Source organism: Bacillus cereus group sp. MYBK139-1, from assembly GCF_051916915.1.
GTDB lineage: Bacteria > Bacillota > Bacilli > Bacillales > Bacillaceae_G > Bacillus_A > Bacillus_A pacificus.
Window position 1 is genome coordinate 1 of record NZ_JBQAHO010000002.1, and the last position, 17,484, is coordinate 17,484.

Genomic DNA, 17,484 nt, shown 5'->3' on the forward strand with positions numbered 1-17,484 from the left:
TGATGGCAGAGAGGTCACACCCGTTCCCATACCGAACACGGAAGTTAAGCTCTCTAGCGCCGATGGTAGTTGGGACCTTGTCCCTGTGAGAGTAGGACGTTGCCAGGCAAATGGAGGATTAGCTCAGCTGGGAGAGCACCTGCCTTACAAGCAGGGGGTCGGCGGTTCGATCCCGTCATCCTCCACCATTTAGCCGACTTAGCTCAATTGGTAGAGCAACTGACTTGTAATCAGTAGGTTGGGGGTTCAAGTCCTCTAGTCGGCACCAGAAATCATGGCGGTTGTGGCGAAGTGGTTAACGCACCGGATTGTGGCTCCGGCATTCGTGGGTTCGATTCCCATCAGTCGCCCCATTTTTCTTAAATAAATTAATATGCGGGTGTGGCGGAATTGGCAGACGCACCAGACTTAGGATCTGGCGCCTTTGGCGTGGGGGTTCGACTCCCTTCACCCGCACTTTTAATTAAATAACTCATACATGTCTTGCGGAAGTAGTTCAGTGGTAGAATACAACCTTGCCAAGGTTGGGGTCGCGGGTTCGAATCCCGTCTTCCGCTCCAATTTTCAATATGACATGCCGGGGTGGCGGAACAGGCAGACGCACAGGACTTAAAATCCTGCGGTGGGTGACCACCGTGCGGGTTCGACCCCCGCCCTCGGCACCATATGCGCCCGTAGCTCAATTGGATAGAGCGTTTGACTACGGATCAAGAGGTTAGGGGTTCGACTCCTCTCGGGCGCGCTTTTATTAACGGGAAGTGGCTCAGCTTGGTAGAGCACCTGGTTTGGGACCAGGGGGTCGCAGGTTCAAATCCTGTCTTCCCGATATTCCCAAAAAACATGGGGCCTTAGCTCAGCTGGGAGAGCGCCTGCCTTGCACGCAGGAGGTCAGCGGTTCGATCCCGCTAGGCTCCACTTATCTTAATATCATTTATGGCGGTGTAGCTCAGCTGGCTAGAGCGTACGGTTCATACCCGTGAGGTCGGGGGTTCGATCCCCTCCGCCGCTACCATAAAGGACCTTTAGCTCAGCTGGTTAGAGCAGACGGCTCATAACCGTCCGGTCGTAGGTTCGAGTCCTACAAGGTCCACCATTAGACGTTTCTATCTCGGAGGTATACCCAAGTTCGGCTGAAGGGATCGGTCTTGAAAACCGACAGGCGGCGAGAGTCGCGCGGGGGTTCGAATCCCTCTACCTCCTCCATTTTTTCTAAAGTAAATATTTTATCATCGCGGGGTGGAGCAGCACGGTAGCTCGTCGGGCTCATAACCCGAAGGTCGCAGGTTCAAATCCTGTCCCCGCAACCAAATGGTCCCGTGGTGTAGTGGTTAACATGCCTGCCTGTCACGCAGGAGATCGCCGGTTCGACCCCGGTCGGGACCGCCATTTTTACATAAAGGCTCGGTAGCTCAGTCGGTAGAGCAGAGGACTGAAAATCCTCGTGTCGGCGGTTCGATTCCGTCCCGAGCCACCATTTTGAAATCACATGCCGACTTAGCTCAATTGGTAGAGCAACTGACTTGTAATCAGTAGGTTGGGGGTTCAAGTCCTCTAGTCGGCACCACTTTCAAAATGAGCCATTAGCTCAGTTGGTAGAGCATCTGACTTTTAATCAGAGGGTCGAAGGTTCGAGTCCTTCATGGCTCACCATTTACAATTTAATGCGGGTGTAGTTTAGTGGTAAAACAAGAGCCTTCCAAGCTCTGGTCGAGAGTTCGATTCTCTTCACCCGCTTTTCAATTATGGGCCTATAGCTCAGCTGGTTAGAGCGCACGCCTGATAAGCGTGAGGTCGATGGTTCGAGTCCATTTAGGCCCACCATAATTGTTCCGCAGTAGCTCAGTGGTAGAGCTATCGGCTGTTAACCGATCGGTCGTAGGTTCGAGTCCTACCTGCGGAGCCATATTTATAGAGAAGTACCCAAGTGGCTCAAGGGGCTCCCCTGCTAAGGGAGTAGATCGCGAACGCGGTGCGAGGGTTCGAATCCCTTCTTCTCTGCCAGTAATTGGCCCGTTGGTCAAGTGGTTAAGACACCGCCCTTTCACGGCGGTAACACGGGTTCGAATCCCGTACGGGTCATACTAAAAGAGATAGCATAATCTGCTATCTCTTTTTTGTTGTGTAAAAGTGGACTTTGGATAGTCTACTTTTTTATGAATTAAAAGAAAGATGAAGTATTCGCTGTTACAGTTGGGAATACAGAGAGCTGTAAGTATAGTCATGTTGTTTACCTTGACCTGTATGAGTATGAAGGAATGTTCACTTAACAAATCATACTCAAATTGAATTTTTATCTCGGCCGTATGCTAAAGCCTCCTGCACTTGGATAAACGGGTAAATATCATAGCTGGGAAGATCCTAAGGAATTAGTTGTAGAGTTATTAGATACCGTTGAATAATAAAAATTGAAATATGGGTTGTTCAAACAAAGGATGCTGTATTAGGCGCTACGGTGGAAAATAAATAATATATAGAAGAAACTGTCTCTCAGTAGGTGATCTACTGGAGGCAGTTTTTTTATGCTGTCATTATTGTCGAGTTTTGTCGGTAAGTCGATATTCTTTGTCGAATCGCCGATATAATTTGATTTACGGTCGATATATTATAAAAATCGTTGATATATTTAAATAATCGTCGATATAATTTCACTTACCGACAAAAACATAAGAAAAACCCTTTCACAATCTAAAGAAAACGCCTCCATTGAAATGGATTCCACACCTATTCCAATAACTTTACACTCTATGTGAAAAAGTTCACAAATAGGTCATAATTTGTGAAGTAATTCACAATAATACGTGCTACAATATGAGTGTAAAGAAGTTAAACAACATTAAATTAGTATTTTAATTAATTACTTAAACAATCATAAAAAAATATATGTGAACAATAGAGAGGGGAAATTACCATGAAAAAAGGTATCAATCGTGTAGTATTAGTAGGAACAGGAGCTGTAGGTTGTAGTTACGCTTACTCAATGATCAACCAAGGTGTAGCTGAAGAATTCGTATTAGTAGATGTTAATGAAGCAAAAGCAGAAGGGGAAGCAATGGACTTAAGCCATGCGGTACCATTCTCTCCATCACCAACAAAAGTTTGGAGCGGTAGCTATGCAGATTGTAAAGATGCAGATTTAGTAGTTATCACTGCTGGATTACCACAAAAGCCAGGTGAAACTCGTTTAGACTTAGTTGAGAAAAATACAAAGATCTTTAAACAAATCGTTCGCGGTATTATGGATAGCGGATTCGATGGAATCTTCTTAATCGCAACTAACCCAGTTGATATTTTAACTTACGTAACTTGGAAAGAATCTGGTTTACCAAAAGAGCGCGTAATTGGTTCTGGTACTACTTTAGACTCTGCTCGTTTCCGTTACATGTTAGGTGACTACTTAGATGTAGATCCACGTAACGTTCATGCTTACATCGTTGGTGAACACGGTGACACTGAACTTCCAGTATGGAGTCACGCTACTATCGGTGTACAAAAACTAGAAACAATCTTAGCTAACAACGAACAGTACAAACAAGAAGACTTAGATAAAATCTTCGAAAACGTACGTGATGCAGCTTACCATATCATCGAGCGTAAGGGTGCAACTTACTACGGAATCGGTATGTCACTACTTCGTGTAACTAAAGCAATCTTAAACAACGAGAACAGCGTATTAACTGTATCTGCATACCTTGAAGGTCAATACGGTGAAAAAGATGCTTACGTAGGTGTTCCAGCTGTAATTAACCGTGAAGGTGTACGTGAAATCGTAGAGCTTGAGTTAAATGAGGATGAAAAAGCGAAATTCGCTCATTCTGTAAAAGTATTAAAAGAAACAATGGCACCAGTACTATAATAATTGCTAAATAATCCAGAAGTGGGGAACTACTTCTTACTTCTGGATTTATATATAATTTAATATAAATTCCTTTTCCGGTTTCCCTTGTATATCCCCAATATACCCCTTTTGCTGGATCAGGGTCGTTTATAGAAAAGAGCACTCTACTTTGCGTAGAGTGCTCTTTATTATTATCATTTTTTAGGCGTCAATCCTAATTTTTTAAAAATATCTGCCAGTGTACCGCTTTTTGATTTTTCTACAGGTGTTTGTGATTTGGATGCATCTGGACCTTTTTTCAAGAAGTTCTTTTCAACGAAGCGAATATCTTTTTCGTCGACAATACTATCTTTGTTAAGGTCGCCGTCGTTCACGGATAGTCCTTTTTTACCATAGTTGCTAGCGATAATTTCAGCATCTTTTATATCAATTACTTTATCGCCATTTACATCACCTGCAAGGTTTTCATCAAGGCGTGCATAATAATATTGGCCAAGTAGCTTACCGTCTTTTTCAGTACCAAGTTTCGTTGTTAGTCGGCTTGTTAAATGCCCTGGTACTTCTACATATAAGTTATAGTCGCGTTTATTAGCAGGAAGTCCATTTAGTTTGAAGGATCCGTATTTATCAAGTGAGCCTTCAAACTTATGACGGTAAGAATCTGTTGCATATACTTTTACGCCAAGCTTTGTATAATCGAATTTTTCATCTAAATATCCGCGTTCATTTAAGAAAGCACCAGGTTTAATACTTCCTTCGACTAGTGAGTTTAAAGACATAACTGAGAATGTTTGATCTTGAAGGACACGCATTCTATTTGGCTCTGTTTCCCCTTGTTTCCAGTATGCAAACACTGCTGATTCTAATTGAGCATTTGCTTCATAAAACTCATCATTTTCTACTTTGAACGTTACATCAATGAACGGGAAATCACCATCTAATCCACCGAAGTTTTTGTCATTGATAGCTCCGCCAACTGTGACAGAACCTTCTTCTAGTTTCGGTTCATTTACTTTTGCGGTCACCCCTTTTTCAGAAAGGAGTTTTTCAAAAGCAGGATTAAATTTCGCATTTGCAAACTTGAAGTTCTTCTCTAGGAATTTTACGTTAAATTCCCCAGCAACAAGTTGTTTCACATGTTTGGCGTTTAGCGTCACAGTGAATTCATCACCTTTATATACTTCTTTTTTATCATAACTAGTTTTCGCATATTGAGCTCCTTGCGGGATAAACCAATAGTTATTTACACCGCTTGGATAGTCAGCTCCTGCAGTTGCATAATCGAAAATATATACGCCTGTGTTCATTGGACCTTCAGTTTTAAAAGATTCAGGAGTAATGCCAACTTTAAAGTCACCATTTGCATTAATAGGTAAAAACTTATGCAAGTATGGAGAATAATCATAGTACATCACTCCGTTTGCTTCTTGCGTAATGTTTAATCCTTTTCCTTTTAAGTAGTCAACGTTCGAATCATACACATTTCCTTTAATCCATAACGCTTTTTTACCATCTTCTACTGTATAATTTTCTTCATTTAATTCATAAATACCAGGCTGTAATCCAGTTAATTTCACTTCTGGCGGTGTATTATCAATTACGACATAATCACCTTTCACACGTGCTTTACCGGCTTTATCGTAGCCAACAAACTCAATTGTGTAATCACCTTCTGGTAAGTCGATTTTCTCATCACCAATTGGTTTTGCAGGATCATTTGTAAAAGGATACACTTTGCCGTTAAAGAATGAATCTAAGTAGTAATACACATCAGTTTTTAATCCACTAGTATTTAATGTACCAAGGAAACCGAGAGCTTTATTTGTTTTGGAATCTTTCACGATAAGATCTAACGTTTCAAGTTCGCTATTTAATTGGAACGCCCCGTGCAAATACGATTCACGGTATGGATTGAATTTAGATGTATCAGTTGAAATTGCTTTTCTTGATAATATTGCATTTTCAATACCAGGCTCTGATACACGAATAGAGAACGGAATTTGGTACGTTTCTTCTTTATTTTTCGTATTTGTAATATGAATATATCCTTCATATCGGCCTTGTTTTACACCAGCCGGAACATTAATTTTTGCTTCAATTTCATCTGATTTACCAGCATCAAGAGTAATTGTTTCTGGAACAGAAACTTTTACACCGTTTGCGGTAGCATCGTTAATAGAAGAAGATGCTGGTGTATAAGAAATTTCTGTTTTAAATTCTTTTTTCTCTTGTTTATTATGATTTTGTACTTTTATATTTCGTTTTTGTTCAAGAGCTTCACTGTCTTTTTGATAGAACTTCCCGAATGCAATGGATCCAGTTTCTTCAGGGACTTCAATTACTTCATCATTTACAACTGTTTTTGTTGTATCTAGCACTTTAAAACTAGTTTCCGTATGAACGGCGTTGTACGCATCTACTCGTCCAGCTCCAACTTCATATACGGAATACTTTTCTTTTAAATCATCAGCTGTGTTCATAAGAGACGCCTTTACATCGAATGGAGAGTATTCTGGGTGTTCTTGTAAAATAAGAGCAGCAACGCCCGCGATATGAGGAGAAGCCATAGATGTTCCTTGCATACGCTCGTAGGAAACGTCATAGTTTTCGCCCTCTTGTGGGTCGTTAATATATTCAGGTACTGTTGAAAGTACAGCAACACCAGGCGCTGTAATATCTGGTTTAATATCATCATTTGATGTAACAGGACCGCGTGAGCTAAAGTCTGCAAGATGATCGCCTTCTGTTTGAATATAACTAAGTTCGTCAAAGGTAAAGGATGTATTACCTTGTTCGATTTGAGCTTTTAGTTTTACACCGTCTTCTTTCGTTAGGCGGAATGCGGGAATGTATTTTGTACTTTCGCCAACGTAGAAAGGAATTTCTCCGTCCACATTGTTATAAATAATAACGGCTTTTGCACCAGCTTGTTTTGCATTCGCAATTTTTTCATCAAATGACAGTGTACCACGTGCAACGAGAGCGATTTTTCCTTTTACATCTTTTTTACTAAACTCGTCAGGCGTACCAATTCCTACAGATTCAATAGGTAAAGTTTGTCCCTTGAAATCTTCTATTTTATCAGTAAAGTTTTTGCCGAATAAAATTAGGTTAGGAAATTGTAATTGCCCAGCATGACCTGATAGTTTCGGTAAAGAAATAGAGCTATCACTTGCGCCGACCGTAATCGCAAATGGAGAAGCACCTGGTGATCCGAGTGTCGCTGGATTTGGACCAGAGTTTCCAGCAGCAACGACTGTAACAACACCGGAAAGCATCGCGTTATTGACAGCGATAGACGTAGGATCAAGCGGATTGTTGCTATCGTCACCTAACGATAAGTTAATAACATTCATGCCGTCAGAAATAGATTTATCGATTGCAGCGATAATACCAGAACTATCTCCACTTCCGTATGGACCGAGTACACGATAGTTATACAGTTCAATGTCAGGTGCAACACCTTTTACTGCGGAATCTGATGTGTTTTTCTTTTGCGCAGAAACGATACCTGCTACGTGAGTACCATGCGCAGTGTAGAAGGAAGAGCCACGATCATCAAATTCAGGAGCACCAGATTGTTGCCACTCTGTATAAGTTGTTTCCATCGGATCTGCATCGTTACTAATAAAGTCCCAACCTTTTACGGAGTTTGGATCTATCTTGCTAGAGTCTTCGCCAGGTTTTGCGCGATAGCCCTTATATACGTCTTTTAGATCAGGATGATTGTAATCAATACCTGTATCTAATACACCAACTTTAATTCCTTTTCCGGTAATGCCTTCGCTATGTAACTTATCGACCCCAATTTGCGGAATACTATCTGTTAGTTTTTGAGGTGCTTTCTGCTCTACTTGTTTTGGTAAATTTAATTTCACTTCGTAATCTTTCCAAATACGTTTTACAACGCCAATCCGTAACAATTCTTCCACTGTATTTGCAGGTAATGTCAGCGCAACCCCATTTATCGCATGTTTATAAGAACGTTTAATTTGTACTGACTGGAAATTCCCTGACTTTACTGATGGGCTGAACTGATAAAGACGTTTTAGTCCTTTTTGAAATTCCTCATGTTCTTGATCAATACGTGCCTTTATATTTTCAGGAGCAGCTTGTAACCCTTTTTCTTTTTGTTTTAATTCATTAATCTTTACTGGAGCCGTTTGAAATTCTACAATGATATTTACTGGTTCGGAACTACTTGTATTAATATCTGGCGAGATAGTAAAACCAGGGTTGGCATCTAACGTTTGTAATGCCTGACGTTGTTCTTTAGAAAGTTTTGATAGTAAAGACTGGGCGTTTGAAGAGTCAATTTGGTTAATAGGATTTTCAGCAAGTACATTGAACGGAAGGGCAGTTGAAAACAGAACGCCAGCCGTTACAATTCCGGTAACAAATCGATTTTTCTTTTTCATGTATAAGCCTCCGATAATTTATATTTTAAAAATTATTTCTCTGTGCCTGGTGTTTGCTCTGCATGGAATGTCCAGTTTAGCTGTAAGGAATCACCCTGGAATTTATTTTGATCTTGTTCGTTGTCTTCAAAGGAGAAGAGCACGTGTAAATAATCTGTTTCACCAGGTTTAATACCGTCTATTAAGTTATGACGTTCTAAAGAAGTAGCCACATCCTCAGGTTTCATAGTCTTTAATTGTGATAGTTTTGTTTCCCACAAAATTTCATGATCATCGTTTGGATTAGATGGTTTTCCATCATTCACTAAAAATTTGACGATGATATGATCGCCTAAATCTTCACCATCATTATTTTTCTGTGCATCTGTAACTTCATAGGATGTTTCAAGTGCTACTTTTGCAATATCCAATGACCCTTTATTTTCAAGCGTGAAATTTTTTTCAATAAAGTCACCTGGCTTTAAATCTTTCACATCAACGATTACACTTGGATTAATAGAAAGGTCTAGTGTTCCAGCTTGAAATGAGTTACTAGATGTTTCAGAATCACTGAAGTAGGCGAATACACCGCCGAATGTAAGGGATAAGCCGAGCGTTGCTGTGACAACTCCCATTCCAACCTTTTGTTTTAATGACATAAGAAAGCCCCCTAATTAAATTTTTATAGCGACTGTTCGTAACAAGGATAAATAAGTAAACATAGTAGTCCACTATGAATTATAGTTGCGAAAAGTCGCTGTTCTTTATTGAGAACAAGTATATGCTTATCAATTTTCCATTTCAATAAAATTGTGACGAAAAATGTTGAGAAACATTTTTTTATGACAGATTATTTTGTTACGATTTTAAGTGATACATAACGTGTAAAATAGAGTGAATCTAATAAAATAAAGGTTGAGAAAAAAATATTATGTTGAAAGATTAGTATGAAATGAAGCGTTTTCAATGAATATTCGTCAAAATTCGATATTTTATATAGAAATGTGAAAAAAGACCAACATTTTTAAGAAAAAAACGTATATTTTTTATAAATTAACAAGGATATTTCAGTTTTTCGAAGAAATGATAAATTATAAAAAATTCTGTCATCTTAGTGAGGTGAGCATATTGAACGTAATAAATTGTGAAGAAGTGAAACGAGATGAGTTTCATACAGAAAAGTACTATGAAAGTTATAACATCTTTGGCGCACATATTGTGACGGAAGATGAGATGCGAGGTGTACGATTTACAGTATGGGCTCCTCATGCGAAAGCAATGAGTGTTGTTGGAGATTTTAATGAATGGGATTATGAGCAACATAAGATGCTACAAGTGACAGAAGAGGGAATTTGGTCCCTATTTATACCGCATATTGAAGAAAAAGAAATATATAAATATGCGATTGAAACGATGGCTGGTGATGTCATTTTTAAGGCGGATCCGTATGCTGTGTATGCAGAAGTAAGACCGAATACGGCATCTGTAGTTTTTGATATAAAGGGATACGAATGGAATGATAAAAACTGGAGTCGTAAGAAAAAGAAAAAATCGGTTTATAAAGAAGCGATGACAGTTTATGAATTGCATTTCGGTTCTTGGAAAAAGAAAGCAGATGGAACGCTGTATTCTTACAGGGAAATGGCAGAAGAACTCATTCCTTATGTGGTGGAACATCAATTTACACATATTGAAATTATGCCGCTTGTTGAGCATCCGTATGATCGTTCTTGGGGATACCAAGGGACGGGATATTATGCAGCAACGAGTAGATTCGGCACGCCACATGATTTGATGCATTTTGTCGATGAATGTCATAAATATGGAATCGGTGTCATTTTAGATTGGGTGCCGGGGCATTTTTGTAAAGATGCTCACGGTTTATATTTGTTTGATGGGACACCGACTTATGAATATAAAGATAAAGATGTGCAAGAAAATCCAGTATGGGGAACTGTTAACTTTGATTTAGGAAAGAGGGAAGTACGTAATTTCTTAATTTCAAATGCGTTATTTTGGATGAGATATTTTCATATTGATGGTTTCAGGGTGGATGCAGTTGCGAACATGCTGTACTGGAATAAAGAAGGACAAGAGCAAAGTAATGAGCACGCTGTTTCATTTTTACGGGAGTTAAATGAAGCGGTATTTGCAGAGGATGAAGATTTTCTTATGACAGCAGAGGATTCAACAGCTTGGCCACTTGTAACAGCTCCAACGTATGAAGGTGGGCTTGGATTCAATTACAAATGGAATATGGGCTGGATGAATGACGTGCTGAAGTATATGGAGTGTGCGCCAGAGTACAGAAAATATATTCATGAGAAAATGACGTTCTCTTTACTATATGCTTACTCTGAAAATTTCATATTACCGCTTTCTCATGATGAAGTTGTTCATGGGAAAAAGTCGTTATTAAATAAAATGCCAGGAGACTACTGGGATAAGTTTGCTCAACTTCGTTTATTATATGGATATTTCTTTACTCACCCAGGAAAGAAATTACTTTTCATGGGTGGAGAATTCGGGCAGTTTGATGAGTGGAAAGACCTTGAAGATTTAGATTGGAATTTACATGATTTTGAAATGCATCGTTATATGCATGATTACTTTAAAGAGCTCATAGCATTGTATAAGCGCTCCAAACCACTTTGGCAGCTTGATCATTCGCCTGAAGGATTTCAGTGGATTGATGCTAATAATAATGAGCAAAGTATTTTCTCTTTTATCCGCCAAGGGGATAAACAAGAAGATGCGTTAGTTGTCGTATGTAATTTTACGAAAACTACATATGAAAACTATAAAGTAGGTGTACCAGATTTCGAGTATTATAACGAGGTTTTAAACAGTGATGCTGAGCAATATGGCGGATCAGGGCAAGTAAATAAGAAACGTCTGAAGGCGATTCAAGAACCGTTTCATAATCAAGCAGCACATGTAGAAATTACAATTCCACCATTTGGCGTATCCATATTACGACCAGTGAAGACGAGAAAGGGGAGCAAAAAACAAGATGGCTCAAAAACAAAAGTGCGTAGCAATGTTACTAGCAGGGGGAAAAGGTAGTCGATTAAGTGCATTAACAAAAAATTTAGCCAAGCCAGCTGTTCCATTTGGTGGTAAATATCGCATTATTGATTTTACGCTAAGTAACTGCGCAAATTCTGGTATTGAAACGGTTGGGATTTTAACGCAATATCAACCGCTCGAACTTCATAATTATATTGGAATCGGCAATGCGTGGGATTTAGACCGAGTAAGCGGTGGAGTCACAGTATTACCTCCTTATGCGGAGTCTTCAGGTGTGAAGTGGTACACAGGTACGGCAAGTGCCATTTATCAAAACTTAAACTATTTAAGTCAATATGAACCAGAGTATGTTCTCATTTTATCAGGCGACCATATTTATAAAATGGATTACAGTAAAATGCTAGATTACCATATTGAGAAAGAAGCGGACGTTTCGATTTCTGTTATTGAAGTGCCTTGGGATGAGGCGAGTCGTTTCGGTATTATGAATACGAACGAAGAGATGGAGGTTGTTGAATTTGAAGAGAAGCCGCAATTTCCAAGAAGTAATCTTGCATCAATGGGAATTTACATTTTTAACTGGGCAATTTTGAAAGAGTATTTAGAAATGGATGCAAGAAACCCTGAATCTAGTAATGATTTCGGAAAAGATGTACTTCCGCTTTTATTAGATGAAGGGAAGAAGTTAATGGCGTATCCGTTTGAAGGGTATTGGAAAGATGTTGGAACGGTGAAGAGCTTATGGGAAGCGAATATGGATTTACTTCGCGATGAAACATCACTGAATTTAAATGATCGTAATTGGCGTATTTATTCTGTTAATCCAAACGAACCACCTCAATATATCGCTGAAAAGGCAAAAGTAGAAGAATCACTTATTAACGAAGGATGCGTCATTGAAGGGGACGTGAAGCATTCTGTACTATTCCAAGGAGTGACGGTGGAAGAAGGTAGTATGGTTATTGATTCTGTCGTTATGCCTGGAGCGAAGATTGGTAAAAATGTTGTGATTGAAAGAGCGATCGTTGGATCGGAAATGATTATTGAGGATGGAACAATTATTCGTCCGGAAAAAAATGTTGACGATGTAGTACTCATTGCTGAAGGGAAATAGAAAAGGGGGATGAAATGAATGGGAGAAAAAATGTTAGGAATTATTAATGCAACGGGAAGTTTTCCTTCCTTAAAGAAAGTAACAGGGCATCGTTCACTAGCGGCGTTACCGTTTGGGGGCCGTTATCGACTCATTGATTTCATGCTTTCAAATATGGTGAATTCTAATATTCATAGCGTAGCGGTTTTTACAAGTCATAAAAACCGCTCGTTAATGGATCATGTTGGTTCAGGAAAACAGTGGGATTTAGATAGAAAAAGAGACGGACTGTTTTTATTCCCGCCAAATTGCCAATGTGATCAAGATGAATTTGGATCTTTTGCGCATTTTAGAAGACATATTGATTATTTTCTAAGAGCTAGAGAAGAATACGTCGTTATTACGAATAGCCATCTCGTAACAGCATTGAATTTTCAAGCGGTGTTAGAGCGACATATACATACGGCAGCTGATATTACGGAAGTTTGCCATGAAGGGGTTTCGCTTCAAACATACGTATTAAAGAAACAATTACTGTTAGATTTATTCGATTCATATAAAGATGTGGAGCAATATAGCTTATTCGATGTAGTGAGAGAAAAGCGCGGAAAATCACTACATATTGCTACGTATGAGCATACAGGATATGTAGCTATTATTGATTCAATTGAAAGCTACTATAAACATAGCTTAGAAATTTTGAAACCTGCTATTTGGAAGCAACTATTTAAGAAAGAAGCACCAATCTTTACGAAAGTAAAAGATGAGCCACCAACTCGTTATGTAAAGGGTGCAGTCGTGAAAAATACAATGATTGCAAATGGTAGTATTATCGAAGGTGAAGTAGAAAATAGTGTTGTCTCCCGTTCTGTTAAAATTGGGAAAGGTTCAATTGTTCGTAATAGCATTATTATGCAAAAGAGCCAAATTGGAGATAACTGTATAATAGACGGTGTTATTATTGATAAAGACGTGAAAATTGGTGACGGTGTTGTACTAAAAGGAAACGCCGATGAGCCATACGTTGTAGAAAAAGGAAGCGTACAAAACAGTACGATTAATAGTTATTCTTAAGGAATCAGTGGGGGTTTTTCCTCCACTGATTAAAGTTTTAATTTAAATGAAAACTCGAAGGGAGGAAGCTGCAAGGGAAGTAGTATAAGCTTTTCGTGCAGTGGGACAACAAGTGAATATTTTATTTGCAGTATCAGAATGTGTACCATTTGTTAAATCGGGAGGATTAGCTGATGTAGCAGGTGCGCTCCCAAAAGAGCTAAAAAAATTAGGTGTGGAAGTTCGCATTATACTCCCAAATTATAGTCTTATTCCGCAAAAATTAAGGGATGGATGTACGCTACATAAAGTAATTAACGTCCCGCTTGGGTGGAGAAATCAATATTGCGGAATTTTAAAAGGTGAGCAAGACGGGATTACGTATTACTTAATAGATAATGAATATTATTTTAAGAGGGATTCTCTGTATGGTCATTATGATGACGGAGAGCGTTTTTCTTATTTTTCGAAAGCAGTTTTAGAGTGTATCCCGCATCTTGATTTCGAAGTGGATGTTCTTCATAGCCACGATTGGCATACAGCTATGGTAAATTTCTTACTACGTGAAAAGTATCAAGATAACCCATTATATGAGCATATTAAAACGGTATATACGATTCATAACTTACAGTTCCAAGGTGTATTTCCTCCTGAAGTGATGTACGACTTGCTAGAACTTGGTGATGAATATTTTCATAGTGAGCAGTTAGAATTTTATGGGAATGTGAACTTTATGAAGGGTGGCATTATCGCTTCTGATCAAATTACAGCGGTTAGCCCGACATACAAAGAGGAAATCCAATATGAGTTTTTCGGTGAAAAGTTAGATGGATTACTGCGAAAATATAAAGGTAAGCTTAGCGGCATTGTAAATGGAATTGATACGAGCGTGTACAATCCAGAAACGGATTCGTATATTACTGCTCAGTACGATGCAGATTCATTATATGAAAAGAGTGAAAATAAACGCGCGTTGCAGCGTTATTTTGGTTTGCCAGAAAAAGAAGATACACCAATTATTTCTATGGTAACGAGATTAACGAAGCAAAAAGGTCTTGATTTAGTACGTACTGTATTCCGAGAAATAATGGAAGAAGATGTACAATGTATTATTTTAGGATCAGGTGATTCGGAATATGAGAAATTCTTTGAGTGGATGGCATATGAGTATCCTGAGAAGGTAAAAGTGTATATTGGCTTTAATGAAGAATTAGCCCACCAAGTATATGCGGGAAGTGATTTATTCTTAATGCCATCACTATTTGAACCATGTGGACTTGGACAACTTATCGCATTAGCGTACGGTACGATTCCAATTGTAAGGGAAACAGGCGGATTAAATGATACGGTACAATCTTATGACGAAGAGACTGGAGAAGGAAATGGTTTCAGTTTCACGAACTTTAATGCACATGACATGTTGCACACGGTTCGTCGTGCAATTGAATTTTATCAGGATAAACCGGTGTGGGAGCAGCTTGTAAAACAAGCAATGACTGAAGATTATAGCTGGGAAAAATCAGCTCTGACTTATAAGAAATTGTATAAAAGTCTCATGGAATAACATGTAGGTGGTGAAGAAATGTTTACTCATGTTGAAAGTTTCAAATCAGCTTTTCTAGAAAAGTTAGAGACGATGTATGGTAAAAGTTTCAAAGACTCTACAACTCGTGATCAATACAATACGCTTGGGTACATGGTGCGTGAGTATATGAATAGTCAATGGATTGCAACGAATGAAAGTTATCGGTCTGGAGAGCGAAAGCAAATGTATTACTTATCCATTGAGTTTTTACTTGGGCGTTTGCTTGGAAGTAACATATTAAATTTAGGCATCAAGGATGTATGTGAGCAAGGGCTTTCTGAGCTTGGAATTTCGTTGCAACAATTAGAAGAGGTGGAAGCAGATGCAGGTCTTGGAAATGGTGGACTTGGACGATTAGCAGCCTGTTTCCTTGATTCACTTGCATCTTTAAACTTACCAGGTCATGGATGTGGAATTCGTTACAAACACGGCTTATTTGATCAAAAAATTGTTGATGGTTATCAAGTTGAATTTCCAGAACAGTGGCTTCTTCATGAAAACGTATGGGAAGTAAGAAGGCATGATCAAGCTGTAGAGGTAAGTTATTTCGGCAATGTTGAACCGCTTTACATTGATGGACGTTTAGAATTCAGGCATACAAATGCAGAAGTAATTATGGCAGTACCATATGACGTTCCAGTAGTAGGTTATGAGACGAGTACTGTAAATACACTTAGACTTTGGAATGCGGAACCAGTTCCTTTCCCGCAAAATTGCAAAGATATTTTGAAATATAAGCGTGAAACAGAAGCGGTATCGGAGTTTTTATATCCAGATGATACGCATGATGAGGGGAAAATACTTCGTTTGAAACAACAGTATTTCCTCGTATCAGCAAGTTTGCAAAATATCGTTCGTATGCATAGAGAAAGATATGGTGACCTTCGTCAATTACATGAGAAAATTGCGATTCATATTAATGATACACATCCAGTTTTGGCGATTCCAGAACTGATGCGTATTTTATTAGATGAAGAAAAACTAGCATGGGAAGAAGCTTGGCACATAACAACGCAAACGATTTCTTATACGAATCATACGACGTTATCGGAAGCGCTTGAGAAGTGGCCAATTCACATTTTTAAACCGCTATTACCGAGAATTTATATGATCATTGAAGAGATTAATGAACGTTTCTGTCATGAACTTTGGGAATGTTATCCGTATGAATGGCATCGTATTGAAGAAATGGCGATTATTGCGCATGATCTTGTGAAAATGGCTCATTTAGCAATTGTCGGTAGTCATAGCGTAAATGGTGTAGCAAAAATTCATACGGAAATTTTAAAGCAACGTGAAATGCGATTGTTTTATGAGTTTTATCCAGATAAGTTTAATAATAAAACGAATGGAATCGCTCATAGACGCTGGTTAATGAAGGCGAATCCACAGCTAACGAATCTTATTTCAGAGGCGATTGGAACAGAGTGGAAGAAAGAACCGATTAAGCTTCAAGAGCTACAATTAGTTCAATACGATGCGAGTTTCCAAGAGAAATTTGCAGAGGTAAAACAAGAGCGTAAAGAGATTTTAGCAGCGCGCATTCATAATACAATGGGGATTACAATTGATCCTAATTCTATTTTTGATGTGCAAGTAAAAAGGCTACATGCTTACAAGCGACAATTATTAAATGTTCTTCATATTTTATATTTGTATAACCGTTTGAAAGAGGATGCTAGTTTTACATTTTATCCGCGTACTTTTATTTTTGGAGCGAAAGCATCACCGGGCTATTACTATGCGAAAAAAATTATTAAATTAATAAATGAACTTGCAAGAAAAGTGAATAACGATCCGTACGTAAGCAAATATATGAAAGTTATTTTTCTAGAAAACTATCGAGTGTCTGTAGCGGAAGATATATTCCCAGCGGCCGATGTAAGTGAACAAATTTCAACAGCGAGTAAAGAAGCATCCGGAACAGGCAATATGAAATTTATGATGAATGGTGCGATTACGCTCGGCACGTTAGACGGAGCGAATATTGAAATAAAAGATAGAGTCGGTGATGATAACTGTTTCATTTTCGGTTTAACGGCCGAAGAGGTTCTTCATTACTATCAAAATGGTGGATATCGTGCAAGTGATTATTATCACCACAATGGGCATATTAAAAAGGTAGTAGACCAGTTAACGAATGGTTTCTTTGCACAGTCTGGAGCTGAATTTGAAGCAATTTACGATTCTCTCGTTATTCAAAATGATGAATATTTCGTTCTACGAGATTTTGGCCCATATGCGGAAAAGCAAGAAGCTGTTGGTAGAGCTTATGAGAACCGAACGAAATGGCTAGAAATGTCGATTTTAAATATTGCACAATCTGGTCATTTTGCGAGCGATCGAACGATTTTACAGTATAGTAATGAGATTTGGGGTATTGGTAATACAGTTACGCAAATTTAAAGGGATTGCTACGTCGGAAAAGATTATATGAAATTTATATCGGTGATTTTCAAATTATATCGACCGATACTTAAAATATATCAGC

At 38.6% G+C, this 17,484-nt stretch carries 8 protein-coding genes, 22 tRNA genes, 1 rRNA gene and 1 pseudogene; 29 read left to right on the forward strand and 3 right to left on the reverse strand.

The features are described from left to right. The 23 genes from rrf to ACTFRS_RS11055 all read left to right on the forward strand — a co-directional run. Positions 1-108 (forward strand): 5S ribosomal RNA (gene rrf / locus ACTFRS_RS10945); the annotation flags it as partial. Positions 109-112: 4 nt separating this feature from the next. Continuing rightward, positions 113-188 (forward strand) — tRNA-Val (locus ACTFRS_RS10950). Positions 189-192: 4 nt separating this feature from the next. Next, positions 193-268: transfer RNA gene (locus ACTFRS_RS10955), tRNA-Thr, on the forward strand. A 9-nt stretch (positions 269-277) separates the two neighbouring features. Then, positions 278-353: transfer RNA gene (locus ACTFRS_RS10960), tRNA-His, on the forward strand. Between the two features lie 22 nt (positions 354-375). Then, positions 376-456, forward strand: a tRNA-Leu gene (locus tag ACTFRS_RS10965). Positions 457-485: 29 nt separating this feature from the next. Continuing rightward, positions 486-560 (forward strand) — tRNA-Gly (locus ACTFRS_RS10970). A 16-nt stretch (positions 561-576) separates the two neighbouring features. Next, positions 577-665, forward strand: a tRNA-Leu gene (locus tag ACTFRS_RS10975). A gap of 3 nt (positions 666-668) precedes the next feature. Continuing rightward, positions 669-742: transfer RNA gene (locus ACTFRS_RS10980), tRNA-Arg, on the forward strand. A gap of 10 nt (positions 743-752) precedes the next feature. After that, positions 753-826 (forward strand) — tRNA-Pro (locus tag ACTFRS_RS10985). 16 nt (positions 827-842) lie between these two features. Next, positions 843-915: transfer RNA gene (locus ACTFRS_RS10990), tRNA-Ala, on the forward strand. 20 nt (positions 916-935) lie between these two features. Further along, positions 936-1,012, forward strand: a tRNA-Met gene (locus ACTFRS_RS10995). A gap of 4 nt (positions 1,013-1,016) precedes the next feature. Beyond that, positions 1,017-1,093 (forward strand) — tRNA-Ile (locus tag ACTFRS_RS11000). Between the two features lie 17 nt (positions 1,094-1,110). Further along, positions 1,111-1,203 (forward strand) — tRNA-Ser (locus tag ACTFRS_RS11005). A gap of 27 nt (positions 1,204-1,230) precedes the next feature. Continuing rightward, positions 1,231-1,307: transfer RNA gene (locus ACTFRS_RS11010), tRNA-Met, on the forward strand. A gap of 3 nt (positions 1,308-1,310) precedes the next feature. Beyond that, positions 1,311-1,386: transfer RNA gene (locus ACTFRS_RS11015), tRNA-Asp, on the forward strand. Between the two features lie 12 nt (positions 1,387-1,398). Further along, positions 1,399-1,474 (forward strand) — tRNA-Phe (locus tag ACTFRS_RS11020). Between the two features lie 14 nt (positions 1,475-1,488). Then, positions 1,489-1,564: transfer RNA gene (locus ACTFRS_RS11025), tRNA-Thr, on the forward strand. 10 nt (positions 1,565-1,574) lie between these two features. Beyond that, positions 1,575-1,650: transfer RNA gene (locus ACTFRS_RS11030), tRNA-Lys, on the forward strand. A 13-nt stretch (positions 1,651-1,663) separates the two neighbouring features. After that, a tRNA-Gly gene (locus tag ACTFRS_RS11035) sits at positions 1,664-1,734 on the forward strand. Between the two features lie 10 nt (positions 1,735-1,744). Then, positions 1,745-1,821 (forward strand) — tRNA-Ile (locus tag ACTFRS_RS11040). 7 nt (positions 1,822-1,828) lie between these two features. Next, a tRNA-Asn gene (locus tag ACTFRS_RS11045) sits at positions 1,829-1,903 on the forward strand. A 7-nt stretch (positions 1,904-1,910) separates the two neighbouring features. Next, positions 1,911-2,001 (forward strand) — tRNA-Ser (locus ACTFRS_RS11050). A gap of 6 nt (positions 2,002-2,007) precedes the next feature. Continuing rightward, positions 2,008-2,079 (forward strand) — tRNA-Glu (locus tag ACTFRS_RS11055). Positions 2,080-2,176: 97 nt separating this feature from the next. Here the strand turns inward: ACTFRS_RS11055 and ACTFRS_RS11060 are convergent. Further along, positions 2,177-2,332: pseudogene (locus ACTFRS_RS11060) on the reverse strand (IS4 family transposase); the annotation flags it as partial. Positions 2,333-2,908: 576 nt separating this feature from the next. Between ACTFRS_RS11060 and ACTFRS_RS11065 the strand changes: the two are divergent. Beyond that, positions 2,909-3,853: an L-lactate dehydrogenase gene (locus tag ACTFRS_RS11065; protein WP_000715338.1), complete on the forward strand. Its 945-nt coding sequence runs from the start codon at positions 2,909-2,911 to the stop codon at positions 3,851-3,853. 176 nt (positions 3,854-4,029) lie between these two features. Here ACTFRS_RS11065 and ACTFRS_RS11070 read toward each other — a convergent pair whose 3' ends face one another. Together ACTFRS_RS11070 and ACTFRS_RS11075 are read right to left on the reverse strand one after the other, a co-directional pair. Next, positions 4,030-8,253: a S8 family serine peptidase gene (locus ACTFRS_RS11070; RefSeq protein WP_440025439.1), complete on the reverse strand. Its 4,224-nt coding sequence runs from the start codon at positions 8,251-8,253 to the stop codon at positions 4,030-4,032. A 32-nt stretch (positions 8,254-8,285) separates the two neighbouring features. Further along, positions 8,286-8,891 (reverse strand): TasA family protein, encoded by a 606-nt coding sequence (locus tag ACTFRS_RS11075; protein ID WP_440025437.1) that lies wholly within the window; start codon positions 8,889-8,891, stop codon positions 8,286-8,288. Positions 8,892-9,360: 469 nt separating this feature from the next. Between ACTFRS_RS11075 and glgB the strand changes: the two genes are divergently transcribed. The 5 genes from glgB (at position 9,361) to glgP (ending at position 17,399) form a co-directional block, all read left to right on the forward strand. Then, positions 9,361-11,298: a 1,4-alpha-glucan branching protein GlgB gene (glgB, locus tag ACTFRS_RS11080; protein ID WP_440025435.1), complete on the forward strand. Its 1,938-nt coding sequence runs from the start codon at positions 9,361-9,363 to the stop codon at positions 11,296-11,298. After that, on the forward strand, positions 11,246-12,376 hold the full coding sequence (gene glgC, locus ACTFRS_RS11085) for a glucose-1-phosphate adenylyltransferase (protein ID WP_440025434.1): 1,131 nt from the start codon (positions 11,246-11,248) through the stop codon (positions 12,374-12,376). The genes glgB and glgC overlap by 53 nt, the downstream gene beginning before the upstream one ends. Before the next feature lie 18 nt (positions 12,377-12,394). Next, a complete protein-coding gene (gene glgD / locus ACTFRS_RS11090) occupies positions 12,395-13,429 on the forward strand; it encodes a glucose-1-phosphate adenylyltransferase subunit GlgD (RefSeq protein WP_242294700.1) in 1,035 nt (344 codons plus the stop codon). A gap of 112 nt (positions 13,430-13,541) precedes the next feature. Beyond that, positions 13,542-14,972, forward strand: a complete 1,431-nt coding sequence (glgA, locus tag ACTFRS_RS11095; protein ID WP_440025433.1) for a glycogen synthase GlgA — start codon at positions 13,542-13,544, stop codon at positions 14,970-14,972. Positions 14,973-14,990: 18 nt separating this feature from the next. Continuing rightward, positions 14,991-17,399 (forward strand): glycogen phosphorylase, encoded by a 2,409-nt coding sequence (gene glgP, locus ACTFRS_RS11100; RefSeq protein ID WP_440025431.1) that lies wholly within the window; start codon positions 14,991-14,993, stop codon positions 17,397-17,399. Positions 17,400-17,484 lie beyond the last annotated feature (85 nt).

Coding starts and splice junctions, on each gene's coding strand:
- ACTFRS_RS11065 (WP_000715338.1), top strand. CDS start 2,909: ATGAAAAAAGGTATCAATCGTGTAGTATTAGTAGGAACAGGAGCTGTA.
- ACTFRS_RS11070 (WP_440025439.1), bottom strand. CDS start 8,253: ATGAAAAAGAAAAATCGATTTGTTACCGGAATTGTAACGGCTGGCGTT.
- ACTFRS_RS11075 (WP_440025437.1), bottom strand. CDS start 8,891: ATGTCATTAAAACAAAAGGTTGGAATGGGAGTTGTCACAGCAACGCTC.
- glgC (WP_440025434.1), top strand. CDS start 11,246: ATGGCTCAAAAACAAAAGTGCGTAGCAATGTTACTAGCAGGGGGAAAA.
- glgD (WP_242294700.1), top strand. CDS start 12,395: ATGGGAGAAAAAATGTTAGGAATTATTAATGCAACGGGAAGTTTTCCT.
- glgP (WP_440025431.1), top strand. CDS start 14,991: ATGTTTACTCATGTTGAAAGTTTCAAATCAGCTTTTCTAGAAAAGTTA.